This window comes from Streptomyces sp. NPDC003032, from assembly GCF_053591415.1.
In genome coordinates this window covers 14,991-41,486 of the sequence record NZ_JBSFTT010000024.1, presented here as the reverse complement: position 1 = coordinate 41,486, position 26,496 = coordinate 14,991, and the positions used below count along the sequence as shown (strand labels likewise).

Here is a 26,496-nt window from a genome sequence, read left to right as displayed (position 1 = left end):
CACATACCCCCGCGGCCCCGCCCCACAGACGAACCCAAGGCGCAGACCCCGCTCAAGGCGCCCCCGCCAGCTCCCTCAGAGCCGCCTCCACCCCCCGAGCCACCTCCACCGCCCCCTCCCCCGACAGCGGCCCCCCATCCAGCCCCGTCACATAAAAGGCGTCCACCGCGTTCGCCCCCAGCGTCGAGGCGTGCGCGCTGCGCACCACCACCCCCGCCGCCTCCAACGCCCGCCCGATCCGATGCAGCAGCCCCGGCGCGTCCTGGGCGCGGACCTCGATGACCGTCGCGAGGCGTGATCCCGACGGAGCCACCGTCACCCGCGGCGGCGGCGCCACGGTTCCCCGCCGTCGGGGATACGCGGCGTCCCGTTCCCGCAGCCGCCCCGCGATGTCCAGCGACCCGTCGAGCGCCCGCACCAGATCGGCCCGCAGCCGCGCTGCCTGCGGCAAGGAGCCGTACTCCGACGCGACCCGCCAGTCGAGCAGCAGCACCGAGCCCGCCGCGCCCTCGATCCCGGACGGCAGCGCGATCTCCCGCAGCTCCGCCGTCCGCACCGTGAGCCGGTGCACGGCCAGGACCCCGGCCACGGCGGACAGCACCCCGGCCTGCTCCGGCACGGCGATAAGCAGTTCGACGCCGAGCGGCTCCGGCGCCGGCTCCAGCGCCAGCCCCGGCTCTACGGGAGACTCCTCCGCCCGCGCCCGCAGGGCAAGCACCGGCCCCCCCGTACGGAACGCCTCAACCGCCAGCCGCTCCTGCTCGGCCGTCGGCGCCGCCCCCTCCGAAGAGGCCTCGCCCGGCGCGTCCCCGGAGAGCACCGCCGCCACCCGCTTCACCAGATCGGTGACCAGCGCGCCCCGCCACGCCGACCAGGCCGCGGGCCCGGTGGCCAGCGCGTCGGCCTCGGTCAGGGCGTGCAGCAGCTCCAGCGTCCCGACGGAACCGACGGCCTCGGCGACCCCCCGTACCGTCGCCGGGTCGTCGAGGTCACGCCGTGTGGCGGTCTCGACCAGCAGTAGGTGATGGCGTACGAGACAGGCGACGACGGCCACGTCCCCCGCGTCGAAGCCCACCCTCGCCGCGACGTCACGCGCGATGATCTCCCCGGCCACGGAGTGGTCCCCGGGCCAGCCCTTGCCGATGTCGTGGAGCAGCGCGGCCAACAGGAGCAGATCGGGCCGCCCCACCCGCCGCGTCAGTTCGGCGGCCCGTACCGCCGTCTCCACCAGGTGCCGGTCGACCGTCCACGTGTGGACGGCGTTGCGCTGCGGCCGGCACCGCACCCGCTCCCAGTCGGGCAGCAACCGCGTAATGAGGCCTTCCGCCTCCAGCGCCTCCCACACCTCGACGGTCGGCCGCCCCGCGCCGAGCAGCGTCACCAGTTGCTCGCGCGCCTCGGCGGGCCACGGAGTGGGCAGGGGCCGCACGGAGGCGGCCAGTCGCCGCACGGCGTGCAGGGAGAGCGGCAGCCCCGCCTGCGCGGCGGCCGCGGCGGCCCGCAGCGGCAGGACGGGGTCCCGTTCGGGCCGGGCGGCGCGGGCGAGCACGACCTCCCCGTCCTGCTCCACGACCCCCTCCGCCAGCGGCGACCGCTCGGCCACGGCCCCCCGGCCGCCGCCCAGCATGGCCCGCAGCCGCGGCCGCACGGACCGGGCCCGCAGCACCCGTCCGACCTCGCGCCAGGTGACGTCGCTGGCGTAGGAGACGACGCGAGCGGATTCGTACACCTCGCGCAGCAAGGTGTCGGCGTCCAGCAGGCCCAGCGCGGCCGCGACCTGGTCCTGCTCCTGAAGGGCGAGCCGGTCTGTGGCCCGCCCCGTGGCGAGGTGCAGCGCGTCGCGCACGTCGAGCAGCCGGCGCCGGGCGTCGGCGAGGCCCTCGCGCGGAGCGTCCGCGAGCCAGGAGGCGGCGACGGCCCGCAGCGCCGTGGCGTCGCGCAGTCCGCCCCTGGCCTCCTTCAGATCGGGTTCGAGGAGGTGGCTCAACTCGCCCTGGCGGGCGGCCCGCTCCTCGCACAGCTCGCGCAGCTCGGGCAGCCGCTTCGGGGCGAGGTTGCGCCAGTCGGCGAGGACGGCGGTACGCAGCCCCGCGGTCAGCCCCAGGTCCCCGGCGACGTGCCGTGCGTCAAGGAGACCGAGGTGCACCTTGAGGTCCTCCCCGGCGGTCTTGCGCGCCTGGGACGGCGTACGCACGGAGTGGTCGAGGGCGAGCCCGAGGTCCCAGACGGGGTACCAGAGACGGTCGGCGAGGGCGGCCACCTGCGCGGCGTCCGTGTTCCCGTCGTGCAGCAGGAGCAGGTCGAGATCGCTGCGCGGCGACAGCTCGCCGCGCCCGTATCCGCCCACCGCGACGAGCGCGACGCCCCGCGGCACACTCTGGGAGCCGGAGCCCGCCTGGAAGAGCCCGGCCAGCCAGTGGTCCGTCAGCTCCGAGAGGGCGGAACGGCGCGGCGGCCCGGACCGCGACTCCTCTTGGAGGAGCCGCAGCCGGGCCGCCGCGTAGCCGCTGGGTCCGGAGTCTTCCGCTTCCGATTCGGTTCGTACGTCCACACTCGCCACCCAGCAGCTCCTGTTCCGTCCCGCTCAGTTCCGCTCAGTTCAGCTCAGTCCCGGTCAGTCCCGCTCAGTTCCGTCCCGTCACGGCCTGGTCGGCACCGGTTCACAGCGCGTCAGGGCCTCGCTCGCCGGTGCGCACCCGGATGGCCGTGTCGACCGGGACGCTCCAGACCTTGCCGTCGCCGATCTTGCCGGTCCGGGCGGCCTTGACCACGACATCGAGGACCTGGTCGGCGTCGTCGTCCTCCACGAGGACCTCGATGCGGATCTTCGGTACGAGGTCCACCGTGTACTCGGCGCCCCGGTAGACCTCGGTGTGTCCGCGCTGGCGTCCGTATCCGCTGGCCTCGGTGACGGTCAGGCCCTGCACGCCGAAGGCCTGCAGCGCCTCCTTGATCTCGTCGAGCCGGTGCGGCTTGACCACCGCGGTGATGAGCTTCATGCGTCCACCTTCTTGTTCTTCTGAGCCTGAGCTGCCGCCGTGCCCTGGACCGGCCCCGGGAGAGGGGTGCGCGGGACGGTGCCGCCGCCCGCGCCGCTGAAGTCGTAGGCGGTCTCGGCGTGTTCGACCTGGTCGATGCCCGCGACCTCGTCATCCTCGCTGACGCGCATCCCGATCGTCTTGTCGATGAGCAGGGCGAGGACCGCTGAGGCGATCAGGGAGTACGCGAGGACGGCGCCGACACCGGCCAGCTGCTTCCACAGCTGCTCAAGGCCGCCCCCGTAGAAGAGCCCCTGGGCCTTCGACTGCCCGCCACCGGTGGCGAAGAAGCCGACGAGGACCGAGCCGACCACACCGCCGACCAGGTGGACACCGACGACGTCGAGGGAGTCGTCGAAACCGAACCGGAACTTGAGGCCGACGGCCATGGCACACAGCAGACCGGCGATCGCGCCGATGGCGATGGCACCGAGCGGCGAGCAGGAGCCGCCGGACGGGGTGATGGCGACGAGGCCGGCGACGGCGCCCGACGCGGCACCCAGCGTGGTGAACGCGCCGTGGCGGATCTTCTCGTAGGCGAGCCAGGCGAGCATGGCGGCGGCGGTGGCGACCTGCGTGTTGACGAACATGAGCGCGCCGACGCCGTCGTCGTTGCCGAGCCACGACCCGGCGTTGAAGCCGAACCAGCCGAACCACAGCAGGGCCGCGCCGAGCATCACGAGCGGCAGCGAGTGGGGCCGCATCGGGTCCTTCTTGAAGCCGACGCGCTTGCCGATGACGAGGATGACGCCGAGCGCCGCGGCACCGGCGTTGATGTGGACGGCCGTGCCGCCCGCGAAGTCGATGACGCCGAGCTCGAAGGCCCAGCCGCCGGTGCCCCACACCCAGTGCGCGACGGGGAAGTACACGATCGTGGCCCACAGGGCGACGAAGAGCGCCCAGGCCGTGAACTTGACGCGGTCCGCGAGGGCGCCGCTGATCAGGGCGGGCGTGATAACGGCGAACATCAGCTGGAAGACGGCGAAGACGTAGACCGGGATGGTGTAGCCGTCCCAGAGCTGGTTGATGCCGAGGCCGCTGAGTCCGACGTAGTCGCTGTCCCATCCGAAGAGACTGCCGTGGTCGGTGCCGAACGCGACGGAGAAGCCGTACAGCACCCAGAGGATGGTGACGATCCCCAGGCTGATGAAGCTCATCATCAGCATGTTCAAGGTGCTCTTGACGCGGACCATGCCTCCGTAGAAGAAGGCCAGTCCCGGCGTCATGAGCATCACCAGGGCGGAACAGATGAGCATGAACCCGGTGTTTGCGGCAGACAGCTCGGGGGCGTCTGCGGCGATCGTGATGCCTGGGGGCATCGGCGTCTCCTCGTCGTCGTATGCGGCCCGTGCGGGCGAAGCCTGTGCGGTACCGAGGGGGCCCGTGCTCCTGGGGAGGTCGGGGCTGTGGGCCGGTTATGCGCCAAGAGATTGGCGCAGCGCGGTTTCGGTGGGCGCCCCTCGGTGTTTCGCCGCAATGACGAAGAGGTCGTACGTGTTACGCGTCCATGAACTGCCGGGTCACGCGGGGCGGGATTTCCTACCCTGCGCACGGCACACGAACCGGCCGCGGCGGCCATCCGGATGACTTGGCGTGGGGGGAGCCGAGTCGGGTTGTTCGGGATGGACGCCGCGGCCGGAGCCGGTCGTGCCGGGTCTCAGACCGCCTCCGCGGTCTCCGGCATCTCGATGGCGAGCCGCTCGGTGATCTGTATGACCTCGGCGACGTCCCCGAAGTCCCGTACGGCGGTGTCGACGGTCTTGCGCAGGCGGGTGTTGACTCGCTCGGAGCGGACCTTCTTGGCGATGTCGAGGGCCTGCCCGGCAAGGACCGTACTCTGCTCGGGCTCGCGCTGGAGCAGGTGGACGGTGGCCTTGCCGATGAGGTTCAGGGCGTACGAACGCCGGTGCTCGGCGTCCTCCCCGAAGAGCCGCACGGCGCGCTCCATGACCGGCTCGGCGAGCGAGGCGTAGGCGGGGCTGCGGCCTGCCACGTAGGCCAGGTCGCGGTACGAGTGGGCGTTCTCGCCGTTCAGCTCGGCCTCGGAGAAGAAGCGGATCCAGTCCGGATCGGGTTCGTCGCACTCCTCGGCGTCGGCGAAGGTGTCCTCGGCCATCCGGACGGCCCGCTTGCACTTGCCGGGCTGGCCCATGGTGGCGTACGCGCGGGCCTCCATCGCATACAGCATCGCCTGGGTGCGGGGGCCGGCGCAGTCACGGCTGCCGTACTGCGCGAGGTGGATGAGTTCGAGGGCGTCGTCCGGCCTGCCGAGGTGGATCATCTGGCGGCTCATGCTGGAGAGGATGTACGACCCGAGGGGCTTCTCGCCCGCTTCCTTCGCGGCGTGCAGGGCGAGGACGAAGTACTTCTGGGCGGTGGGCTGCAGACCCACGTCGTAGCTCATCCACCCCGCGAGTTCGGCCAGCTCGCCCGCGACCTTGAAGAGGCGCTTGGCGGTGGCTTCGGGCTGGGGCTCCTGCAGCAGGTCCGTCACCTCGTGCAGCTGACCGACGACGGCCTTGCGCCGGAGCCCTCCCCCGCACTGGGCGTCCCACTGGCGGAACATCACCGTCGTGGACTCGAGCAGGTCCAGCTCCGGCTTGGACAGACGCGCCGGGCGGCGCATCGCGGCCGGCTCCGGCTCCTCGCGCGGCGTCGCCGGCGAGGGCACCAGCCAGCGCTGCATGGGCTCGATGAGGGCGGGACCTGCGGAGAGCGCGAGGGAGGTGCCGAGGAAGCCGCGGCGGGCCAGCATCAGGTCGCTGCGCGAGAACTCGCTGATCAGCGCGACGGTCTGCGGGCCGGTCCAGGGCAGGTCGACCCCGGAGGATGCGGGTGTGCGGTGGGCGGCGCGCAGGCCCAGGTCCTCGACGGCGACGACACAGCCGAAGCGCTCGGAGAACAGCTCGGAGAGAATGCGCGGAATCGGCTCGCGGGGGTTCTCACCGTCCAGCCAGCGGCGCACTCGTGAGGTGTCCGTGGAGATGTGGTGGGCGCCCAGCTGCCGCGCTCTGCGGTTCACTTGGCGCGCCAGCTCGCCCTTGGACCAGCCGCTGCGCACGAACCAGGATGTGAGCATCTCGTTGGGGCGCTTCTCAGCGTTCGTACCGCTTCCGCCACTGCCGCCCACTGGAACGCCCCCATCCTTCAAGACACGTGCGCGCCGACCACGCCGCGCGTTCCCACAAGCCCTAACAGAATGCCGCCTGTTGCGGCCGTCCGTCCGGAGAATGTCACCCGTCGAACAGGAAACCGACTTGCCTCCGGCATACCCACGAGTGCTCGAAATCCAAGGGCCGTGTACTGAACGTAATCCCACGATCACCCCTCCCGCGAGGGCGATCCCGGAAACGCCACCATTCGCCACCCCTTCGTATGAACTCCCGCCCCGCTACACGCGATTGACTTGACACGGGACGACGGAAAGTGGCGGAACGGGGTGCGCCGGGGCGCGTATCGCCGGACGCACCACCCGCGAGACCACCAAGCGCCGTCTCAAGAACAGAGGGTCACGTTCCGATTCCTTCACGTAACCGCGGCACGCTCGACCCGTTGGAGGGGGCATGGGCTTCACGATCGGCGGCACCCGGGGGACCGAAAAGCTCCGGACCGGATCCAGGCGGCGCGGCCGCCCGTCGGACTGCACGGCGGTGGCCGAGTACACCGGCCTGTGGGGCTGGGACACGGTACCGGGCGCCCGCGCCCTGGACGGCGCCTGCTCGTGCGGCGTCGCCGACTGCGCCGCACCCGGCGCGCACCCCTTGGGGTTCGCCCCGGAGATCCCCGCCGGAGCCACGCTTCATGAAGTGGCGGCGGCCTGGGCCGAGTTCCCCGGAGCGGCCGTGCTGCTGCCGGTGGGGCGGGCCTTCGACGTGATCGAGGTGGCGGAGACCGCGGGGCGGCGCGCCCTGGTCCGGCTGGAGCGGATGGGCCTTCCCCTGGGGCCGGTGACGGTCACGCCCGACGGCCGGGCGCAGTTCTTCGTCGCCCCGGGCTCGGCCGCCGAGCTTCCCCGGCTGCTCTACCGCATGGGCTGGGACGACGCGGCCCTCGACCTGCACGGTCTGGGCCCGGGCGATCACATCACGGCGCCCCCGTCCGACCGCGGCGGCCGCGGCCCGGTCCGCTGGCTCCGCTCCCCCGCGCTCGACTCGGCGACGGAGCCACCGCAGGCGCGGCTGCTCCTTGGGACCTTGGCGTACGTGGCTCATCGCTCGCGGGCGTAGGGCGGCGGACGGACGGACGAAAGGGCCCCCTCGCACCTGCACCGTGCGAGGGGGCCCTTCTTCACGCGCGTCCGAGAGTTCCGCGTACGTACGAGAGTTCTACGTACGTACGAGAGTGCGAACCCTCAGTCGCCGATGAGCGCGTCCACGAACGCCTCCGGCTCGAACGGCGCCAGGTCGTCCGCGCCCTCGCCGAGGCCCACGAGCTTGACCGGCACGCCCAGTTCGCGCTGGACGGCGACGACGATGCCGCCCTTGGCGGTGCCGTCGAGCTTGGTGAGGACGATGCCCGTGATGTCGACGACCTCGGCGAAGACCCGCGCCTGCACCAGGCCGTTCTGCCCGGTCGTGGCGTCCAGGACGAGCAGCACCTCGTCGAGCGGGGCGTGCTTCTCGACGACGCGCTTGACCTTTCCCAGCTCGTCCATCAGGCCCGTCTTGGTGTGCAGCCGGCCCGCGGTGTCGATGAGCACGACGTCCGCGCCCTCCGCGATGCCTTCCTTGACGGCGTCGAAGGCGATCGACGCCGGGTCGCCGCCCTCGGGGCCGCGGACCGTGCGGGCGCCGACGCGCTCACCCCAGGTCTGCAGCTGGTCGGCGGCGGCCGCGCGGAAGGTGTCGGCGGCGCCGAGGACGACCGAGCGGCCGTCGGCGACGAGGACGCGGGCGAGCTTGCCGGTGGTGGTGGTCTTGCCGGTGCCGTTGACACCGACGACCATCACGATGCCCGGCGTCTCCAGGCCCGACTCGGTCTTCACCGTACGGTCGAAGTCCGTGCCGGAGCCCGTGCCGAGGAGCGCGATGAGCTCCTCGCGCAGCAGCGTGCGCAGCTCGTCCGGAGTGCGGGTGCCGAGGACGCGGACACGCTCGCGCAGCCGCTCCACGAGCTCCTGGGTGGGTGCGACGCCGACGTCCGCGGTGAGGAGCGTGTCCTCGATCTCCTCCCAGGTGTCCTCGTCGAGGTGCTCGCGGGACAGCAGCGTGAGCAGTCCCTTGCCGAGCGCGTTCTGCGAGCGGGAGAGCCGGGCCCGCAGCCGGACCAGGCGGCCGGCGGTGGGCTCGGGGGTCTCGATCTCCGGGGCGGCCGGTTCGGCGACCGGCTCCTCGACGACGACCGGGGCCGTGGCCGACGGCTCGACGAGCGGGAGTTCCACCTCCTCGATCGTGCGGCGCGGTTCGTCGCGCGGCGTCTCGGCCTCGTCGCCGACGTGCGGTTCGGCGGGAGGGGCGGTGATGGTGGGCGTACTGGACGGGGCCTGCGGGGGCAGCTGCTTCTTCTTGCGGCTGCCGATCACGAGCCCGCCGAGCGCGCCGATCACGACCACGGCGATGACTACAGCAAGGATGACGATTTCCATAACTCACCCAGTATCCGCCATGGCCCTCCCGGAGGCCCAGTTTGTGTCTTCCTCCAAAGAACATATGCCACGGGAAGGTACTACTCAGATTAAAGTACGATAGAGGTCCCGCATCAACGCGCGTAGAGTCCATCGCAATCACCCCCACCGACGGATCGCGACGTTGCGAGCCGAGCGAGAGGCACGGACCCACCCCCATGAGCAGCACCACCGCCGAATCCGAAGGCGCCCTGGAGACGCGCGGCCTTGAGCCCGTCCCCGACGCCGAGCGCACGGGCCGGACCCGCGAACTGTTTCCCACCTGGGTAGCGGCGAACATCAGCGTTCTGCTGCTCACCATGGGCGCGGGCCTGATCGTCTCCAACGGCCTGAACTTCTGGCAGGTCCTGGTCGTCGCGCTCGTCTCGCCCCTGCTGAGCTACGGCCTCGTCGGCCTCATCTCCATCGCGGGCAAGCGCGGCGGTTCGCCCGGCATGACGCTCTCGCGCGCGGTCTTCGGCCAGCGCGGCAACCTCTTCCCGGGCGCGCTGATCTGGGTGGCCCGCTGGGGCTGGGAGACGATCAACGCCGTCACCGGCGCGTACGCGATCATCACGGTCCTGAACATCTGCTTCGACGTCGAGTCGAGCACCTGGCTGACCGTCGTCACCCTGGTCGCCTTCGTCACCTGTACGTTCCTGATCAGCGGCCTCGGCCGGAAGATCCTGCACATCTGCAGCACGTGGTCGACGTACGCCTTCGGCGCGTTCAGCGTGCTCGTGCTGGTCTACCTCCTCGCCGAGACCGACTGGTCCGCCGTCTTCGACAAGCCCGCGGGCTCCACCGCGATGATGATCGCGGGCGTCGGCACGATCGCCGCGGGCGGCATCAGCTGGGTGCCCACGGGCCCCGACTTCACCCGCTACCTCCCGCGCACCGCCTCGAACAAGCCGCTGATCGGCCACGCCATCGGGGGCGCCGGCATCGTCGTCGTCCCGATGGTCCTGATGGGCGCCGTCATGGCGGTCTCCGCGCCGAAGCTCTCCTCGGCGCAGGACCCGGTGTCCTTCCTCGGCTCGCTGCTCCCGACGTGGATCGCTGTGCCGTACCTGATCATGGCCCTGGTCGGCATGCTGCTGATCAACTCGATGTCGATGTACTCCGCCGGCTTCACCGCCATGACCCTCGGCATCAAGGTCCCGCGCGCGTGGGCGGTCAGCGTGAACGCCGTCATCAGCCTGATCTTCGGCTACATCCTGATGAACGTGGCGACGAGCTTCATGGGTTCCTTCATCTCCTTCCTCACGCTGCTCGCGGTCGCCTTCTCCGCCTGGATCGGCGTCTTCGGCGTCGACATGCTGCGCCGTACGACGTACGACGGCGAGGCCCTGATGGACACCAAGCGCACCAGCGCCTACTGGTACAAGGCGGGCTTCGCCTGGCAGGCCATGACCGCGTGGGCCCTCGCCCTGATCTCGGGTCTGCTCTTCACGAAGGTCGACTGGTTCAGCGGCCCGCTCGCCACATCCTGGATCGGCCGCCACGGCCTGGGCTGGCTCGCCACGATCGTCGTCGCGGCGGTGCTGTACGCGGTCCTGCCCAAGACGCCGCTCGTCGAGAAGGACGCTGCCCCCGGCGGCAAGAGCGAGGGCGACACCGAGCTGGTCTCCGCCTGATCCTCGCCAACTTCCGTACGGACTTCCCCAACTTCCGTACGAGGCTACCCATCTGACATCACGTCAACTAACGTCCCCCTTCGCCGCCCACGCACGGTGAAGGGGGACGTTTCCATGCCCACCACAGTTGTACGGTTCAACCTCGTCGATCCCGCGGCCAGGCCGGCCTCGCTGAGCGAGCGCTACAAGGCCGCCCTGGAGATGTCCGCGTACGCGGACGACCGCGGCATCTCCACCATCCAGACCGAGGAGCACCACGGCGCCGGGAACAACTGGCTGCCCTCTCCCCTGGTCTTCGCCGGCGCGGTCTTCGGCGCGACGCGGCGGATCGCGGTGACGGTGTCCGCGGTCATCGGCCCGCTGCACGATCCGCTGCGGCTCGCCGAGGACATCGCCGTACTCGATCTGCTGAGCGGCGGCCGCCTGGTCACCGTGGCGGGGATCGGCTACCGGCCGGAGGAGTACGAACGGGCGGGCGTCGACTTCAAGCGCCGCGGCGAGCTCCAGGACGAGCTGGTGGAGACGCTGCTCAAGGCCTGGACGGGTGAGCCCTTCACCTTCCGCGACCGCACGGTGCGCGTGACCCCGCGCCCCTTCACCCAGCCGCACCCGATGCTGCTGGTCGGCGGCTCCTCGAAGGCGGCGGCCCGGCGCGCGGCCCGGTTCGGCCTGCCGTTCTTCCCCAGCGCGCACCTGCCCGACCTGGAGGCGTACTACAACGAACAGCTCGCGGCGCACGGCACCGAGGGCTGGACGATGATGCCCGCCGCCGAGACCCCGCTGCTGCACATCGCCGACGACCCCGACCGCACCTGGGCCGAGCACGGCGAGCACTTCCTGCACGAGGCGCGGACGTACGCCTCCTGGCAGGCGCGGTCGAACGGCGCCATCCGTTCGGCGGTGAAGTCGACGGCCACCACGGTCGGCGAGCTGCGCGCGGAGGGCATCTACCGCGTCGTGACGCCGGAGGAGTGCGTGGCGTACGCGAAGGGCGACACCGGCAGCCTGATCCTGCATCCGCTCGCCGGCGGGATGCCCGTGGACGAGGGCTGGCGCAGCCTGCACCACTTCTGCGAAAACGTACTGCCCCGGCTCAAGGACAAGTGAGCACGAGTCCTTCAGCCGGGGCAGCTTCCTCAAGAGGAGGGGGCAGCGGGGTTTAGCCCATCTCCTCCAGGGCCTTGCCCTTCGTCTCCTTGACGAACTTCATGACGAAGGGGATCGAGATCGCGGCGAAGGCGCCGTAGATGATGTACGAGCCGGACAGGGACCACTCGGACATGCTCGGGAAGGTCTTGGTGATCGCGAAGTTGGCGAGCCACTGGGCCGAGGCGGCCACACCGAGCGCGGCGGCGCGCAGCCGGTTGGGGAAGATCTCGCCGAGCAGCACCCAGACGACCACACCCCAGGACAGGGCGAAGAAGAGCACGAAGGCGTTGGCGGCGATGATCGCGACCAGGCCCTGTGTGTTCGGCAGGGACACGCTGTCACCGGAGCCGGTCCGGTACGAGAACGCCCACGCCATGGTGAACAGCGCCGCGGCCATGCCCGTGGAACCGATGATGGCCAGCGGCTTGCGGCCGATGCGGTCGACGAAGATCATCGCGATGACCGTGCCGATGATGTTCACGATCGAGGTCTCGAACGAGTACAGGAACGAGCTGGACGGGTCCTTGCCGATCGACTGCCACAGCTGGTTCGAGTAGTAGAAGATCACGTTGATGCCGACGAGCTGCTGGAAGACCGAGAGCCCGATGCCGATCCAGACGATCGGCAGGAAGCCGACCTTGCCGAGCAGGTCCTTGAAGGACGGCTTGTGCTCCCTGCGCAGGCCCCGCTCGATCTCGTCGACGCGCGCGTCCAGGTCGATGGCGTGGCCCTCGACCTCACCGAGCACCTTCTTGGCCTCCGCGTGCCGGCCGGCCGAGACCAGGAAGCGCGGCGACTCCGGGATGATGAAGGACAGCAGGCCGTAGAGGAGCGCCGGGATCACCATGACGCCGAGCATCCACTGCCAGGCCTCCATGCCCGCCAGCTTGCCGCGCTGGTCGCCGTCGGCCATGTTCAGGATGCCCCAGTTGACCAGCTGGGAGACCGCGATGCCGATGACGATGGCGGCCTGCTGGAAGGAGGCGAGCCGGCCGCGGTAGGCGGGGGGCGCGACCTCGGCGATGTACGCCGGGCCGATCACCGAGGCCATGCCGATGCCGACGCCGCCGATGAAGCGCCACATCGTCAGGTCCCAGGCCGCGAAGGGCAGCGCCGAGCCGACGGCGCTGGCCGCGAAGAGCACGGCGGCGATCTGCATGCAGCGGATGCGGCCGATGCGGTCGGCGATGCGTCCGGCGACGGCGGCACCGACGGCACAGCCGAGCAGCGCGGTGGCGATGATCCAGCCGAGCACGTTGGCGTTGACGTCGAAGCGGTGCTGGATGGCGACGGTCGCGCCGTTGATCACCGAACTGTCGTAGCCGAAGAGGAAGCCACCCATCGCGGCGGCCGCCGTAATGAAGATGACATGGCCGAGATGGTCCGGGTGGGCCTCTCTGGCTCCGGACTGAGGCGCCTGCGATGTGCTGGTCACGTGTACTCCTCGGGCCACCGGCTGCACTGCCGGGGGTGGGGGCGAGCTCTTCAAGTGGCGCACAACTTCGTGCCGCCCACCACCTGAAGGTAAAAGCAACGTTGCAGAGACTATGCCTTCAAGTTTCGAAGTCAATACCTGGTCTGCTGTGAATTTTCAGGCAACGTGAAGCTGCTCATGTTCAAGTCTTGAAGTCGTGAAAGGTGGGCCGAGGGCGGCTACCGGAGCCGCTGGCTGATCACCTTCGAGACGCCGTCACCCTGCATGGCCACGCCGTACAGCGCGTCCGCGACCTCCATCGTGCGCTTCTGGTGCGTGATCACGATGAGCTGCGAGGCCTCCTGCAGCTCCTGCATGATGCGGATGAGCCGCTGCAGGTTGGTGTCGTCAAGGGCCGCCTCCACCTCATCCATCACATAGAACGGGCTGGGCCGCGCCTTGAAGATCGAAACGAGCAGCGCCACCGCCGTCAGCGACCGCTCACCGCCCGAAAGGAGCGAGAGCCGCTTGACCTTCTTGCCCGGCGGCCGGGCCTCGACGTCCACGCCCGTGGCGAGCATATTGTCGGGATCGGTCAGGATGAGCCGCCCCTCACCGCCCGGGAACAGCCGCGAGAAGACCCCCTCGAACTCCCGGGCCGTGTCCCGGTAGGCCTCGGTGAAGACCTGCTCGACGCGTTCGTCGACCTCCTTCACCACTTGGAGGAGGTCCGTCCGCGTCTTCTTCAGGTCTTCCAGCTGCTCACTGAGGAACTTATGACGTTCCTCCAGCGCCGCGAACTCCTCAAGCGCCAGCGGGTTCACTTTTCCGAGCTGCTGGTACGCCCGTTCGGCTGACTTGAGGCGCTTCTCCTGCTCGGCGCGGACGAACGGCACCGGCCTGTTCCGCGGGTGCTCAGGGTCTTCCGGCAGCTCCTCGCCCTCGGCGGGGGGCGAGGGCGGCACGGGCTGATCGGGGCCGTAGTCGGCCACGAGTCCCGCCGGTTCCACACCGAGCTCCTCCAGTGCCTTGGCCTCCAGCTGCTCGATCCGCAGCCGCTTCTCGGCGCCGAGTACCTCACCGCGGTGGACCGAATCCGTCAGCTTGTCGAGTTCCGCCTTCAGATCGCGGCCCCGGCCACGCTCGGCGGCAAGCTCCGCCTCCCGTACCTCCTTGGCCCGCTCGGCCGCGGCGCGTTCCTCATCGGCGCGTACGAGGGAGACCTCGACGTGGGCGAGCAGCTGCCGCCCACCGGATGCGACGGCCTCGGCGACGGCGGCCTCGTGGCGCAGCCGCGCCGTGCGCCGCTCGGCACGCGCGCGTGCCTCTCGTTCGGCGCGCGCGGCCCGGTCCAGGGCGTCGGCCCGCCCGGCGAGCGCCTTCACCCGCTCCTCGTGCGTCCGTGCCTGGAGCCTGGCCTCCATCTCGGTCTGGCGCGCGTTGGCCCCGTCGGCGGCGAGGCGGTCGCGCACGGAGGTGTCGGGCTCCTCCTCCCCTCTTTCCCCGGAGGGGGCCGCCTCTTCCGCGACGGCGAGCCGCTCGGCCAGCTCCTCGGCCTCCTCCACCGCCCGGTCAAGGGCGTCCTGTGCCCTGGCTGCCGCGGCGGCGGACCGCTCGGCCTCGCCGGAGGCGCCCCGCGCCTGCCCGGCGAGGCGTCCCAACTCCTTGGCGACGGACGACTTCTCCCGGTCGGCGGCCCTGCGCCGCTCCCCCAACTCCTCGACGAGCGCCGCGCATTCCTTCCGCAGCTCCCCCGCCCGGCCCTGCTCCCGCGCCAACTCCTCGCAGCTCACGGCAAGTTCGGCCAGCTCGGCCGCGGCCTCGTCGACGGACGCCTGCACCTCCAGAAGGCTGGGCGCCCCGGCGGACCCGCCCTGCGCGAAGTGCGCCCCGAGCAGGTCGCCCTCCGCGGTGACGGCGGTCAGCTCCGGATGGGCGTAGACCAGATCCTCGGCGTCCTCCAGCGTCCCGACGGCGACGATCCCGCGCAGCAGCCGCCGCACGGCGGGCATCAGCTCCTCGGGGCCCCGCACCAGATCGGCGACGTACGGCGGCCCGCCGGGACGCTCCGGCTGTACGTCGTCGGGCGCGCCGCCCAGCAGCAGCGCCGCACGCCCCGCGTCCTGCTTGCGGAGCAGGCGGATAGCCTCGGCGGCCGTGCTCGGACCGTGCACGGCGATGGCGTCGGCCCCGGCGCCCAGCGCCGCCGCGACGGGCACCTCGTAGCCGGGGTCGACGGTGAGAAGCGCGGCGGCCGGGCCGAGCAGCCCGGTGAGCTGGTCCTTGGCGCCGAGCAGCGCGCCGGTCCCGTCCTTGCGCCGCAGGCCGAGGGCGAGCGCCTCGTGCCGGGCGGCGACCGCGGCCCGCTTGCGCTCGGCGGCGGTCGCCTCCTCCCGTGCCGCGGTGAGCGCGGCCTCGGCATCGGCGAGGTCCCGCTTGGCCGCGTCGTGCCGCTCACCGAGCTCCGCGTCGTCCGCGTCCAGCCCGTCGACCTCGGCCTTGAGCTGCTCGTACTCCTCCTGCGCGGCGACCGCGCGCTCGGCGGCCTCATCGCGCGCGAGGGCGAGCCGGTCGATCTCCGCCCGGGCTGAGGCCGCGCGCGAACGGGCCGCGTTGACCTGGCCGCCGAGGCGTGCGAGCCCTTCACGCCGGTCGGCGATGGCCCGTGCCACGTCCTTGAGCCGCCGCTCCTCGACCGTCAGCTGCCGTTCCAGTTCGGCCCGGTGGGCGACCGTGTCGTCCAGCGCGTGCTCGGCCGCTTCCAGGGCGGCTGCCAGCTCGGCCTCCTGCTCCCGGATCCGCGCGGCCTCCCGCTCCATGTCCTCGGGGTCGCGCCCGCGCCGCTCCTCGGGGGGCGCGGCGGTGGCGCTCTTGACCCGGGCGTCGGCCAGCGAGACGGTGCCGCGCACCCGCTCGGCGAGCTGTGACAGCTCGTACCAGGTCTGCTGGGCCCGCTGCAGGCGCGGCGTGAGGCGTCGTACCTCTTCTTCGAGCCGGGCCTCGCGCTGCTGGGCGGCCTTCAGCTCGGCCTCGGCGTGCTCCTTGCGCTCCTTGAGGGCGGCCTCGTCGGCGACCTCCGCGTTCAGCGCCTCGCGCAGGTGTACGAGGTCGGCGGCGAGCAGGCGCAGCCGGGCGTCGCGCAGATCGGCCTGGATGACGGCGGCCCGGCGCGCCACGGCGGCCTGTCGGCCGAGCGGCTTCAGCTGGCGCCGCAGCTCGTCGGTCAGGTCCTGGACGCGCGCGAGGTTGGCCCGCATGGCGTCGAGCTTGCGCAGCGCCTTCTCTTTGCGCTTGCGGTGCTTGAGGACGCCCGCGGCCTCCTCGATGAAGGCGCGGCGCCCCATCGGGTCGGCGTGCAGCACGCCGTCGAGCTGGCCCTGTCCGACGATGACGTGCATCTCGCGGCCGATGCCGGAGTCGGAGAGCAGTTCCTGGATGTCGAGGAGGCGGCAGGTGTCGCCGTTGATCTGGTATTCGCTGCCGCCGTTGCGGAACATGATCCGCGTGATGGTGACCTCGGCGTACTCGATGGGGAGTGCGCCGTCGGAGTTGTCGATGGTGAGGGAGACCTCGGCGCGGCCGAGCGGGGGACGCCCGGTGGTGCCGGCGAAGATGACGTCCTCCATCTTGCCGCCGCGCAGCGACTTGGCGCCCTGCTCGCCCATGACCCAGCTGAGCGCGTCCACGACGTTGGACTTGCCGGAGCCGTTGGGTCCGACGACGCAGGTGATGCCCGGTTCGAACTTCAGCGTCGTGGCCGACGCGAAGGACTTGAATCCGCGCAGGGTCAGGGCCTTGAGATGCACGCCGTCGGACTCTACCTTTCGCTTGCCGTTTCACCGATGAAGGTGCAGGGCACATCAGACGGTAAAGGAAGCAGCGTACGTGGGGGCAAGAAAGAAGGGACGCCGAAGCGTCCCTTGCAGATCTGGAGACAGCGGCTGACACGACAGCCTGACCACGTGCTTATTGCGAGGTGCCTTTACGGGAAGGCGCCGGTGCTTACTTCATCAAGTGGTGGTCAGGTGAGCGCAGGCTCCGCCTGGGGTACGTCGATGCTCTCCATGAGCGATTCGTGAGAAGCGGCAGCCGCGAGCGCGTCGTTCTCCTGCTGGATCCGAACGAGTTCGGATTCCAGATCCTGGACGCGCTGCTGGAGCCGTCGCATCTCGGCGAGGAGTCGCGGGTCGCTGCCGCCGACGTAACCGAGAAGCGCCTTTGCCATGATGGATGGTCCTCCACACTGAGTGACCGACCGAAGCGGTGTGGGTCGTGAGGGAATCGCACCCGCGGTGCTTGGCACTCATTGTTCTGCTGGTCTTGCTGGCCGTTCTCACATGCCAAACAGCTAAGGTGCGCGGGGCTTCCAGAGTCTCACCAAAAAGTTTGACGGTCAACACGATCACGCCCCGTATCGGCGGGCGACCCGGGGGCGCGCGGCCTTGGAACGGGCGGCGCGGCTTCTCCTTCGGGGCCCTGGGGGCGTGGAGATCATCCTTACTCCGGGAGCCTGCCACGACAAGCCGTTCTTGGCAACCACCAGGTCTTTTCTGCCCCAGGCAGTTGCCTGAGACACCCGGACGGGGCCGTCGCGGAACCCGTCCGGTGACGTCCGCCCGGGTCACGGTCAGCGGATGGCGAAGGTCTCGTATATGCCACGTGGTGTGTCCCAGATCTCTGTGACTCCGTCGACCCGGCCGGGTGTGTCGCCCTCGCGAAGCCAGTCGAGCAGTTCCTGGCAGCCGGCGCGGGGCCCTTCGGCGACGACTTGTACGCGGCCGTCCTCCAGATTGAGAGCAAAACCACTCAGGCCGCCGATCTCCAGCGCCTTGGCCCGCGTGAACCAGCGGAAACCCACGGCCTGTACGCGCCCTCGTACCCAGGCGGTGAGTCGCACTTCTTCATTCATGGGTGCACGCTAACCGGCCAATTGCTCTGGGAGCACTTCGTCCCCATAGGCCATCGCGTACAGTCGCGACTCGATGAACTCACCCGTATGGGTGAGTCACGTTGATCATAAACGTTGATCACAGAATTCGATCATAAAGATCGTGGAGAACGAAAGGCCAGGAGATGGGACGCCACCGACGCTCCGGCGCTGGGCGGGCCGCCGCCACCCCTGAGAACCACCCGGGGTCGGTGTCGCACCGCCTCGGGGGCCGCTCCGGCCGGGCCTACGCCCCGGTGCGCACGGGTCTGCTCGGCGTCTCCGCCGCCGTCGCGATGGGCGCCGTAGCGGTCGCCTCGGGCGTGCTGCCCGGCAGCGACGGCTACCGCCTCGACCGCGCCGACGAGCCCGGCAAGGCGCACTCCGCGAGCGCTCCCGCCGAGGTCGACCCCCAGGGCGGCTCGGGCGGCGGCGCCGACCGCGGTGAGCCGTCGCCGAGCCGTGGCACCGGCCGCACCGAGGCCCCGGAGCCCACGCCATCGAAGGCCGACCCGAAGCCGTCGAAGACGCCCTCCCGGAAGCCGTCGTCCCGGGTGCCGAAGCCGGACACCGACAGGACGTCGAAGCCGACTCCCTCTCGTACGCCTCGTCCGCCCGAGCAGAAGCCCAAGGCTCCCCCGGCGAGCACGCCGTCGCCGTCCGGCGAGAGCGCGGCCGAGGCCGCGGTGCTCACTCTGGTCAACGAGGAGCGGGCCAAGGTGGGCTGCCGCCCGGTGACCGCCGACAGCGGGCTCGCCGCGCTGGCCGGCCGGTTCAGCTCGGACATGGCCGAGCGCGGCTTCTTCGACCACACCGACCCGGACGGCGCGACGCCGTGGGACCGCGCCGAGAAGGCCGGCATCCCGGATCTGGGCGGCGAGAACATCGCCCGCGGCCAGACCGACGCCCAGTCGGTGATGGACGCCTGGATGAACAGCACCGGCCACCGCGCCAACATCCTCAACTGCGACTACAAGACCATGGGCGTCGGCGCGCACTTCGCGCCGGGCGGCCCCTGGTGGACCCAGGACTTCGGCTTCTGAGCCGCCCTCCCCGCAGCGCTGTCTTCTGGACAGCGCTGTGCGGGAGTACGGTGTCCGCATGGATTCCACGGACCTGGCGTACGACGTGTTCTCCCGGCAGTGCCCCTCGCGGAGCACACTGGAGCACGTCACGGGACGCTGGGGCGCGCTCACCCTCGGTGCGCTGCACGACGGCACGTTCCGCTTCAACGAACTGCGCCGCCGCGTCGACGGCGTGAGCGAGAAGATGCTCTCCCAGACCCTGCACGCGCTGGAGCGCGACGGCCTGGTGCACCGCGACGCGCAGCCCACCAACCCGCCGCGCGTGGACTATCGGCTCACCGAACTGGGACGGGAGATCGCCGAGCGGCTGCTGACCCTGATCCGCTTCGTGGAGGGCCGGCAGGGCGACGTACTGAAGGCGCAGGAGCGCTACGACGCCACGCGCGGCGCCCTCTGACAGCCCGGGCAGAAGTAGCTGGACCGGTTCATCCAGGGTCGGCGGCGGATCGCGGTGCCGCAGCGGCGGCAGGGCAGGTTCTCGCGGCCGTAGGCGTCCAACGACCGCTCGAAGTAGCCTGACTCGCCGTTCACATTGACGTAGAGGCTGTCGAAGCTGGTGCCTCCGACGGCGAGCGCCTCGTTCATCACGTCCCGTATGTGGCCGAGGAGTCCGGCCGTGCGCGGGCGTGTGAAGGTGGCGGTGGGCCGCTCGTAGTGCAGCCGGGCCCGCCACAGCGCCTCGTCCGCGTAGATGTTGCCGACGCCGCTGATCAGCGACTGGTCGAGCAGGGCCCGCTTGATCGTCGTACGGCGGCGGCGCAGCGCGAGGTGGAAGGCGTCGTCGTCGAACGCGGCGTCGAGCGGGTCGCGCGCGATGTGCGCGATGACGTCCGGCAGCCCGTCGGCGGTGTTGTCGTGCAGCGAGAGCCCGCCGAAGGTCCGCTGGTCGACGAAGCGCAGCTCGGTGCTCTGGACGTCGTCGAAGCGGACGCGGATCCGCAGATGCTTCTCGTCCGCGGCGTCGTGCGGCTGGACCAGGAGCTGGCCGCTCATGCCGAGGTGGGCGAGGATCGACTGCCCGGAGTCGGCGAGCGGCAGCCACAGGTACTTGCCGCGCCGCTGGGCGAGGCCGATCCGGTGCCCCTTCAGACGGGCCCCGAAGTCCTCACCGCCCGCGAGATGCCGCCGCACGGCACGCGGGTGCAGCACCCGCACATCGGCGACGACCCGCCCGCTGACCCAGCGCTCCAGGCCACGGCGGACGACTTCGACTTCGGGCAACTCAGGCATGGTTTCCTCCAGCACGATGCCGGCCGCCCCGTGGGGGCGACCGGCATCAAAGGACAGACGGCCGTCAGACCGAGGGGGTGTCGGCGATCCCCCCGGACTGCGCGGCAGCGACAGCGGCTTCCGCCGCCTTGATCCGCTCGTCCGCCGCGGCGCGGATCGCGCGCCACGCGGACTCAGCGGCTTGCTGCTCCGCTTCCTTCTTGCTGCGGCCGGTGCCGGTGCCGTACGAGACGCCTCCGACGCGGGCGGCAGCAGTAAAGGTCTTCTCGTGGTCGGGGCCGCTCTCCGTGACGAGGTACTCGGGCACGCCGAGCCCCTCCGTCGCGGTGAGCTCCTGGAGACTGGTCTTCCAGTCCAGGCCCGCGCCCAGGTTCGAGGACTTTTCGATCAGCGGGTCGAAGAGCCGGTGCACCAGCTCACCCGCCGCGTCCAGACCCTGGTCCAGATAGACCGCGCCGATCACCGCTTCGAGGGTGTCGGCGAGGATGGATGCCTTGTCCCGGCCACCCGTACCCTCTTCGCCCCGGCCGAGCCGGATGAAGGAGCCGAGTTCGAGGCCGCGGCTGACCTCCGCCAGCGCACGCGAATTGACCACCGCGGCCCGCAACTTGGCCAGCTGGCCTTCGGGCAGGTCGGGGTGGGTGCGATACAGCGTGTCCGTGACGACGAGGCCGAGGACGGAGTCACCGAGGAACTCCAGACGCTCGTTCGTCGGCAGGCCGCCGTTCTCGTACGCGTACGAACGGTGGGTCAGCGCACGCACCAGAAGGGCGGACTCGAGCTTGTACCCGAGCCGCCCTTCCAGAAGCGTGTGGGACGAGGCCGTTGTCTCCGCCAATTTCTTGGCGTCTTCCGCCTTCTTGGGGCTAGACACGGTGCCTCTCACCAGCCGCTCAGACCTCGAGGACCTGGCGCTTGTTGTAGGTGCCGCAGCTCGGGCACGCGATGTGCTGCTGCTTGGGCTCCTGGCAACGCTCACACGAAACCAGGGTGGGGACCGCAGCCTTCCACTGCGACCGGCGGTGGCGCGTGTTGCTGCGCGACATCTTCCGCTTCGGAACAGCCACGGCTACTTCTCCTGCTTCTCGTCGACGCCCGCATCGCCGGCGCCGCTCATCTCGTCCTTCTCGCCGTCCTGGATGGTCCCGGCGAGTCCCTGCAGTGCCGCCCAACGAATGTCGACGGCGTCGTGGTGGTGGTCCGGGTCGTCCGCGAGCCGTGCCCCGCACTGGGAGCACAGGCCCGGACAGTCGTCCTGGCACACCGGCTGCATCGGCAGTGCGAGCACCACCGCATCACGCAGCACAGGCTCGAGGTCGAACATGCCGTCCTCGAGACAGAGCCTGCCCTCGTCTTCCTCGGCGTCGTCGGCCGGTTCCGCGGTGCGGCTCCGGTCGTCGGCGTCAGGGTACGAGAACATCTCCTGGAAATCCGCGTCGAGCTGCAGCTCTAGCGGCTCCAGACACCTTACGCACTCCCCCTCGGCCGATGCACGGGCGGTGCCTGTGACAAGCACCCCTTCCATGACCGACTCAAGGCGGACCTCCAGCTGGACCGGGGCGCCCTGCGGCACTCCGATGACCCCTTCGATGCCGAAGGCGCTCGGCGGACCGGGCGCCTCGATCTCACGGGTGAGCCGCTGCAGCGCACCGGGACGCCGACCCAGCTCGTGTGTGTCGAACACGAGAGGGTTGCGGTGGTCAAGGCGAGCACTCAGGGCTTTTCCTGCTTTCGATCCTGGAAGTTCATGAGGAGGGGGCCGCCTCACCGATGCGTCAAAGATGATGCTGGGGTGGGCAGCCCGAGCCGCGGACGTATGCGCGACCGAAGAGCCAGGATACTGGACCTTTCGCTCACGGCCCAATCCGGCCCGGTGTCCTCTCCTGGCGCCCCTGCTCGTACTGGCGCAGCTGTTCGGCGCTGATCATGGTCGTGTCGAAGAGGCTGGCCTCCTCCAGCGCCGCGGGCGTCTCGTACGGAGGCTGCTCGTAGCCCTGCTGCGCGTATCCGTACTGGTGCTGCTGCTGGTACCCGTAGGGGTCCTGCTCGTACGGCTGCTGGTACGCGTACTGGTCCTGCTGCTGATATCCGTACGGGTCGGGCTGCTGCGGGGGCTGCTGCGGGGCGTACGGCGGCTGCTGCGGGGGCGGGGCCTGCTGGGGTACGGGGGCCTGCTGGGGTGCCGGGGCGGCGGCCGGGTCCGCGAGGTCCGCCAGGAATTCGGCGTCGGTGGTGTGGCCCTGTGTGGTGGCGCCCTCGCCGAGGGCGCCCAGCTCGTCGGCGGGGGCCCGGCCGTGCAGGGTCTGGCGGCCGCGGCCGACCGCCTCCAGGGTCTTGGCGAGGACCGCCTCGAAGGCACCGAGCTTGGCGTCGACGTACGCGTCCGCGTTGCGGCGCAGGGTCTCCGGGTCGTGGCTGCGCTCGGGGGCGTCCTCGTCCTCGTAGCCGTGCTCGTCGAGGCCGGGACCGGTGCCGAGGAGCTTCTCGCGGCCGCGGCCGACGGAGCCGAGCGTCTTGGTGAGGACGACCTCGAAGTTGGCGAGCTTGCTGTCCACGTAGTCGTCGGCCTCGACGCGGACTTCCTCGGCGGCCTGGCGGGCCTCGGCGAGGATGCGTTCGGCCTCGCCCTGGGAGCGGCGGGCGACCTCCGTGTCGGAGATCAGGGAGCCGCGCTCGGCGTGCGCGCCCTCGATGATCCGCTCCGCCTCCTGGCGGGCCTGCTCGACCAGCTGCTCGCGGCCGCCGATCAGCTCCTGGGCCTGGGCGAGGGAGCCGGGCAGGGCCTGGCGCACCTCTTCGAGCATCGAGAGCAGATCGGCGCGGTTGACCACGCACGAGGCCGACATGGGCATGGACCGGGCGCTGCCGATCGCCCGGACGATCTCGTCGATCTTCTTCTGCACGTCCACCGTGTGCTCGCCACTCTCTACAGCTGGTTGGGAGACGGACGGGACGACTGTAAGGCCAGGGGGCGCCCGCCCGACAGCGGGTGACGGGCTGTCAGTACACCTGCGGGTGGGTCACTTCTCGCCCAGGCGTTCGACGAGGGCCTCGTGGACCACCGGCGGCAGCAGGTGCGCGACGTCTCCGCCCCAGGCGGCGACCTCCTTGACCAGCGAGGAGGAGAGGAAGCTGTAGGTGGGGTTGGTCGGGACGAACAGCGTCTCGACGCCCGAGAGGCCGTTGTTCATCTGGGCCATCTGGAGCTCGTAGTCGAAGTCGCTGACCGCGCGCAGGCCCTTGACGATGGCCGGGATGTCGCGCTGCTTGCAGAAGTCGACGAGAAGGCCGTGGAAGGACTCGACCTCCACGTTGCCGAAGTCGGCGGTGACCTGGCGGATCAGCTCGATCCGCTCCTCGATCTCGAACAGGCCCTTCTTCGACTGATTGATCATCACCGCGACGTGCACCACGTCGTACAGCTTGGAGGCGCGGGCGATGATGTCGAGGTGTCCATTGGTGATGGGGTCGAAAGACCCCGGACAGACGGCGCGGCGCAACGTGAGTCCCTCGCTCTCCGGTCCGGTCATGGCGCGATCACTGAGTCGTCGCACGTAGAGGCGGCGCGACCGTACCAAAACGTCCCTTCGCCGTAGCGACGGGACCTGAGGGCCTCGAAACCCTCCGGCCAGCCGAAGACACCGCCTCTTGTACTGCGTTCAACGGTGACGAGCGCGTCGTCCGTGAGCCAGCCTTCCGAGCGGAGTGTGAGCAGTATCTCCCGAAGATCGTCATCGGTGACGGCGTAGGGCGGATCGAGGAACACCAGGTCGTACGGGGTGGAGGGCGCCCCTTGCTGGACGATCTGGGCGGCTTTGCCCGCTCGTACCTCGGCGCCGGGCAGACCGACCGCCTTCACGTTCTCCCTGATGGTGCGGGCCGCCCTGGCGTCGGCCTCGACGAGCAGGGTGTGCGCGGCGCCACGGGAGAGGGCTTCCAGGCCGACGGCGCCGGAGCCCGCGTACAGATCGAGCACGCGCGCCCCGTCGAGCGTGCCCTGGAGGGCCTGCCAGGTGGAGAAGAGGCCCTCGCGCGCGCGGTCGGACGTGGGGCGGGTGCCGTTCCCTGGCGGGACGGCGAGGCGGCGTCCGCCGGCCGCACCGGCGATCACGCGGGTCATCTGTGTCCTTCTGGCTGGGCGGTGGTCCCCCCACGATATGGCGTGCGCGGGCGTCGCCCCTTGTCACCCCTTGTCGAGGTACTGCTCGCGCTCGGCGTCGAGCAGGGCGTCCAGGGCGGTGCGCAGCTCCGGCAGGTGCTCCAGGTCGGGGTCCTTCGCGACGACCGTGACCGCCTCTTCGCGGGCGGCGGCGATGACCTCCTCGTCCTCGATGACCGCGAGCATGCGCAAGGAGGAGCGGACGCCGGACTGGGCCTGGCCGAGCACGTCGCCCTCGCGGCGCTGCTCCAGGTCGATGCGGGAGAGCTCGAAACCGTCGAGCGTGGAGGCGACGGCGCCGAGGCGGGCGCGGGCGGGACTGGCCTCGGGCATGTCGGTGACCAGCAGGCACAGGCCCGGGGCGGAGCCGCGGCCCACGCGGCCGCGCAGCTGGTGCAGCTGGGAGACGCCGAAGCGGTCCGCGTCCATGATCACCATGGCGGTGGCGTTCGGGACGTTCACCCCGACCTCGATGACCGTCGTCGCGACGAGCACCTGCGTCTCGCCCGCGGCGAAGCGGCGCATCACGGCGTCCTTGTCGTCGGGCTGCATGCGCCCGTGCAGGACCTCCACCCGCAGGCCGCTCAGGGGGCCCTGGGCGAGCTGCTCGGCGACGTCGAGGACGGCGAGCGGGGGGCGCTTCTCGGCGGTGGCCTCTTCCTCGGCCTTCTCGGCCTTCTTCTTGGCCTTCTTCGGGGCGTCACCCTCGTCGCCCTCGTCGCCGATGCGCGGGCAGACCACGTACGCCTGGTGCCCCTTCTCCACCTCTTCGCGCACGCGCTCCCACGCGCGGGCGAGGAAGTGCGGCTTGTCCTGGGCGGGCACGACATGGCTGGCGATCGGTGAGCGCCCGGCGGGGAGCTGGTCGAGGACGGAGGTCTCCAGGTCTCCGAAGACCGTCATCGCGACCGTGCGGGGAATGGGCGTGGCCGTCATGACCAGGAGGTGCGGGGGCTGCTTGCCCTTGCCGCGCAGGGCGTCGCGCTGCTCGACACCGAAGCGGTGCTGCTCGTCGACGACGACCAGGCCGAGGTCGTGGAACTGCACCTTGTCCTCGATCAGCGCGTGGGTGCCGATGACGATGCCGGCCTCGCCGGTGACCAGGTCGAGCAGGGCCTGGCGGCGGGCAGCGGTGCCCATGGAGCCCGTGAGCAGCGTGACCTTGGTCGCCTGCTCGGCGCCACCGAGCATGCCGCCCTCGGCCAGCTCGCCCATCATCTCGACGATCGAGCGGTGGTGCTGCTGGGCGAGGACTTCGGTGGGCGCGAGCATCGCGGCCTGTCCGCCCGCGTCCACGACGGCGAGCATGGCGCGCAGGGCGACCATCGTCTTGCCCGATCCGACCTCTCCCTGGAGGAGGCGGTGCATCGGGTGCTCGGTCGCGAGGTCGTCGAAGATCTCCTTGGAGACCTTCTCCTGGCCTTCGGTGAGCGTGAAGGGCAGCTTGGCGTCGAAGGCGTCGAGGAGGCCGCCGTCCTTGGGGCGGCGGGCGACGGCGGGCAGTTGCGCGTCCGCGTACCGCCGCCTGGCCAGGGCTACTTGGAGGACGAAGGCCTCGTCCCACTTGAGGCGGTCGCGGGCGGCGGCGATGTCCGCTTTGGAGTGCGGGCGGTGGATCTTCAGGAGCGCTTCGGGGAGCGGGATCAGGGCGCGGCCCTCCCTGAGGGCGGGCGGCAGCGGGTCGAGGGCCTCCTGGGCGCTGGGCAGGACCGTCTCGACGGACTTGGTGATCTTCCAGGACTCCAGCTGCTTGCAGGCAGGGTAGATCGGGATGAGCGCGCCCGCCCAGCTGTCCACCGCGTCCGGGTCGCCGCCGCGCAGCGGTTCGTACGCGGGATGGGCGAGCTGGAGGCGGTGGTTGAAGACGGAGACCTTGCCCGCGAACATCGCGCGGGTGCCGGGCAGCAGCTCCGTGTGCGGCTTGTGGACGCCGCGGCCGAAGAAGACCAGGCGCAGCTCGCCGCTGCCGTCGGTGATGGTGACTTCGAGGCGCTGGCCCTGGCCCCGGGGTGCCTTGGGCGACTTGAACGTGTGCAGGCGCGCGGTCGCGACCTGGGCGACCACCGTGACGTGCTCGTCCAGGGGGAGGTCGGCGAGGCGGGTCAGCTCGCCCCGCTCGGCATACCGCCGGGGGTAGTGGTGCAGGAGGTCGCCGACCGTGTGCAGGTCGAGATGCTCGGCCATCACCTTCGCGGTGGCGGGGCCGACCACTTTCTTCAGGGGTTCTTCGAGCGCGGGCACGAGATCCATTGCAC

22 protein-coding genes are annotated in these 26,496 nt (G+C 70.8%); 5 read left to right on the top strand and 17 right to left on the bottom strand.

Features of this window, described 5'->3' with window-relative positions:
- Positions 1-52 precede the first annotated feature (52 nt).
- The 4 genes from ACWDZ7_RS29025 to nsdA form a co-directional block, all read right to left on the bottom strand.
- A complete protein-coding gene (locus ACWDZ7_RS29025; protein WP_451801011.1) occupies positions 53-2,560 on the bottom strand; it encodes a [protein-PII] uridylyltransferase in 2,508 nt (835 codons plus the stop codon).
- Positions 2,561-2,660: 100 nt separating this feature from the next.
- Entirely contained in the window at positions 2,661-2,999 is a 339-nt protein-coding gene (locus ACWDZ7_RS29020) for a P-II family nitrogen regulator (protein ID WP_451515786.1), read from the bottom strand.
- Positions 2,996-4,357, bottom strand: a complete 1,362-nt coding sequence (locus ACWDZ7_RS29015; RefSeq protein ID WP_451801010.1) for an ammonium transporter — start codon at positions 4,355-4,357, stop codon at positions 2,996-2,998. The genes ACWDZ7_RS29020 and ACWDZ7_RS29015 overlap by 4 nt, the downstream gene beginning before the upstream one ends.
- Positions 4,358-4,695: 338 nt before the next feature.
- Complete coding sequence (nsdA, locus tag ACWDZ7_RS29010) at positions 4,696-6,168, bottom strand: transcriptional repressor NsdA (RefSeq protein ID WP_451801008.1); 1,473 nt, start codon at positions 6,166-6,168, stop codon at positions 4,696-4,698.
- Positions 6,169-6,601: 433 nt separating this feature from the next.
- Between nsdA and ACWDZ7_RS29005 the strand changes: the two genes are divergently transcribed.
- Complete coding sequence (locus tag ACWDZ7_RS29005; RefSeq protein ID WP_451801006.1) at positions 6,602-7,264, top strand: bifunctional DNA primase/polymerase; 663 nt, start codon at positions 6,602-6,604, stop codon at positions 7,262-7,264.
- Positions 7,265-7,389: 125 nt separating this feature from the next.
- On the opposite strand, the gene ftsY is transcribed toward ACWDZ7_RS29005, so the two are convergent.
- Positions 7,390-8,622: a signal recognition particle-docking protein FtsY gene (gene ftsY, locus ACWDZ7_RS29000; protein WP_451801005.1), complete on the bottom strand. Its 1,233-nt coding sequence runs from the start codon at positions 8,620-8,622 to the stop codon at positions 7,390-7,392.
- Between the two features lie 197 nt (positions 8,623-8,819).
- Between ftsY and ACWDZ7_RS28995 the strand changes: the two genes are divergently transcribed.
- Together ACWDZ7_RS28995 and ACWDZ7_RS28990 are read left to right on the top strand one after the other, a co-directional pair.
- A complete protein-coding gene (locus tag ACWDZ7_RS28995) occupies positions 8,820-10,277 on the top strand; it encodes a purine-cytosine permease family protein (protein WP_451801004.1) in 1,458 nt (485 codons plus the stop codon).
- Between the two features lie 114 nt (positions 10,278-10,391).
- Positions 10,392-11,384, top strand: a complete 993-nt coding sequence (locus tag ACWDZ7_RS28990; protein WP_451801002.1) for an LLM class flavin-dependent oxidoreductase — start codon at positions 10,392-10,394, stop codon at positions 11,382-11,384.
- A gap of 52 nt (positions 11,385-11,436) precedes the next feature.
- Here ACWDZ7_RS28990 and ACWDZ7_RS28985 read toward each other — a convergent pair whose 3' ends face one another.
- The 4 genes from ACWDZ7_RS28985 to ACWDZ7_RS28970 form a co-directional block, all read right to left on the bottom strand.
- Entirely contained in the window at positions 11,437-12,861 is a 1,425-nt protein-coding gene (locus ACWDZ7_RS28985) for a sugar porter family MFS transporter (RefSeq protein WP_451801001.1), read from the bottom strand.
- Between the two features lie 218 nt (positions 12,862-13,079).
- Positions 13,080-16,646, bottom strand: a complete 3,567-nt coding sequence (gene smc / locus ACWDZ7_RS28980) for a chromosome segregation protein SMC (protein ID WP_451801000.1) — start codon at positions 16,644-16,646, stop codon at positions 13,080-13,082.
- Between the two features lie 215 nt (positions 16,647-16,861).
- Positions 16,862-17,065, bottom strand: coding sequence for a hypothetical protein (locus ACWDZ7_RS28975; protein ID WP_030787543.1), 204 nt, complete (start codon positions 17,063-17,065; stop codon positions 16,862-16,864).
- Between the two features lie 402 nt (positions 17,066-17,467).
- On the bottom strand, positions 17,468-17,749 hold the full coding sequence (locus tag ACWDZ7_RS28970) for an acylphosphatase (protein WP_451515777.1): 282 nt from the start codon (positions 17,747-17,749) through the stop codon (positions 17,468-17,470).
- A 164-nt stretch (positions 17,750-17,913) separates the two neighbouring features.
- Here ACWDZ7_RS28970 and ACWDZ7_RS28965 point away from each other — a divergent pair, with 164 nt between their 5' ends.
- On the top strand, positions 17,914-18,810 hold the full coding sequence (locus ACWDZ7_RS28965; RefSeq protein ID WP_451800998.1) for a CAP domain-containing protein: 897 nt from the start codon (positions 17,914-17,916) through the stop codon (positions 18,808-18,810).
- Between the two features lie 58 nt (positions 18,811-18,868).
- The gene (locus ACWDZ7_RS28960) at positions 18,869-19,249 is read left to right on the top strand and encodes a winged helix-turn-helix transcriptional regulator (protein ID WP_451800997.1); all 381 of its coding nucleotides are present in this window, start codon (positions 18,869-18,871) and stop codon (positions 19,247-19,249) included.
- Here ACWDZ7_RS28960 and mutM read toward each other — a convergent pair.
- The 8 genes from mutM to recG all read right to left on the bottom strand — a co-directional run bounded on the left by mutM (position 19,222) and on the right by recG (position 26,491).
- On the bottom strand, positions 19,222-20,082 hold the full coding sequence (mutM, locus tag ACWDZ7_RS28955; RefSeq protein ID WP_451800995.1) for a bifunctional DNA-formamidopyrimidine glycosylase/DNA-(apurinic or apyrimidinic site) lyase: 861 nt from the start codon (positions 20,080-20,082) through the stop codon (positions 19,222-19,224). The two genes, ACWDZ7_RS28960 and mutM, sit on opposite strands and share 28 nt — an antisense overlap.
- A gap of 64 nt (positions 20,083-20,146) precedes the next feature.
- Entirely contained in the window at positions 20,147-20,968 is an 822-nt protein-coding gene (rnc, locus tag ACWDZ7_RS28950) for a ribonuclease III (protein ID WP_451515773.1), read from the bottom strand.
- 7 nt (positions 20,969-20,975) lie between these two features.
- Positions 20,976-21,149: a 50S ribosomal protein L32 gene (rpmF, locus tag ACWDZ7_RS28945; RefSeq protein WP_026165248.1), complete on the bottom strand. Its 174-nt coding sequence runs from the start codon at positions 21,147-21,149 to the stop codon at positions 20,976-20,978.
- Positions 21,150-21,151: 2 nt separating this feature from the next.
- Positions 21,152-21,799 carry a YceD family protein gene (locus ACWDZ7_RS28940; RefSeq protein WP_451801121.1) on the bottom strand — a complete coding sequence of 216 codons (648 nt, stop codon included), beginning with the start codon at positions 21,797-21,799 and terminating at the stop codon, positions 21,152-21,154.
- Positions 21,800-21,935: 136 nt separating this feature from the next.
- A complete protein-coding gene (locus ACWDZ7_RS28935) occupies positions 21,936-22,991 on the bottom strand; it encodes a cell division initiation protein (protein ID WP_451800994.1) in 1,056 nt (351 codons plus the stop codon).
- Between the two features lie 111 nt (positions 22,992-23,102).
- A complete protein-coding gene (gene coaD / locus ACWDZ7_RS28930) occupies positions 23,103-23,582 on the bottom strand; it encodes a pantetheine-phosphate adenylyltransferase (RefSeq protein ID WP_451515864.1) in 480 nt (159 codons plus the stop codon).
- A 26-nt stretch (positions 23,583-23,608) separates the two neighbouring features.
- Positions 23,609-24,202: a 16S rRNA (guanine(966)-N(2))-methyltransferase RsmD gene (gene rsmD, locus ACWDZ7_RS28925; RefSeq protein ID WP_451800992.1), complete on the bottom strand. Its 594-nt coding sequence runs from the start codon at positions 24,200-24,202 to the stop codon at positions 23,609-23,611.
- A 63-nt stretch (positions 24,203-24,265) separates the two neighbouring features.
- A complete protein-coding gene (gene recG / locus ACWDZ7_RS28920) occupies positions 24,266-26,491 on the bottom strand; it encodes an ATP-dependent DNA helicase RecG (RefSeq protein WP_451800991.1) in 2,226 nt (741 codons plus the stop codon).
- Positions 26,492-26,496 lie beyond the last annotated feature (5 nt).

Excerpts from the sequence above, each read along its gene's own strand:
- ACWDZ7_RS29020 (WP_451515786.1), bottom strand. The coding sequence starts at position 2,999 with ATGAAGCTCATCACCGCGGTGGTCAAGCCGCACCGGCTCGACGAGATC.
- ACWDZ7_RS29015 (WP_451801010.1), bottom strand. The coding sequence starts at position 4,357 with ATGCCCCCAGGCATCACGATCGCCGCAGACGCCCCCGAGCTGTCTGCC.
- ACWDZ7_RS29005 (WP_451801006.1), top strand. The coding sequence starts at position 6,602 with ATGGGCTTCACGATCGGCGGCACCCGGGGGACCGAAAAGCTCCGGACC.
- ftsY (WP_451801005.1), bottom strand. The coding sequence starts at position 8,622 with ATGGAAATCGTCATCCTTGCTGTAGTCATCGCCGTGGTCGTGATCGGC.
- ACWDZ7_RS28995 (WP_451801004.1), top strand. The coding sequence starts at position 8,820 with ATGAGCAGCACCACCGCCGAATCCGAAGGCGCCCTGGAGACGCGCGGC.
- ACWDZ7_RS28990 (WP_451801002.1), top strand. The coding sequence starts at position 10,392 with ATGCCCACCACAGTTGTACGGTTCAACCTCGTCGATCCCGCGGCCAGG.
- ACWDZ7_RS28975 (WP_030787543.1), bottom strand. The coding sequence starts at position 17,065 with ATGGCAAAGGCGCTTCTCGGTTACGTCGGCGGCAGCGACCCGCGACTC.
- ACWDZ7_RS28970 (WP_451515777.1), bottom strand. The coding sequence starts at position 17,749 with ATGAATGAAGAAGTGCGACTCACCGCCTGGGTACGAGGGCGCGTACAG.
- ACWDZ7_RS28965 (WP_451800998.1), top strand. The coding sequence starts at position 17,914 with ATGGGACGCCACCGACGCTCCGGCGCTGGGCGGGCCGCCGCCACCCCT.
- ACWDZ7_RS28960 (WP_451800997.1), top strand. The coding sequence starts at position 18,869 with ATGGATTCCACGGACCTGGCGTACGACGTGTTCTCCCGGCAGTGCCCC.
- mutM (WP_451800995.1), bottom strand. The coding sequence starts at position 20,082 with ATGCCTGAGTTGCCCGAAGTCGAAGTCGTCCGCCGTGGCCTGGAGCGC.
- rsmD (WP_451800992.1), bottom strand. The coding sequence starts at position 24,202 with ATGACCCGCGTGATCGCCGGTGCGGCCGGCGGACGCCGCCTCGCCGTC.
- recG (WP_451800991.1), bottom strand. The coding sequence starts at position 26,491 with ATGGATCTCGTGCCCGCGCTCGAAGAACCCCTGAAGAAAGTGGTCGGC.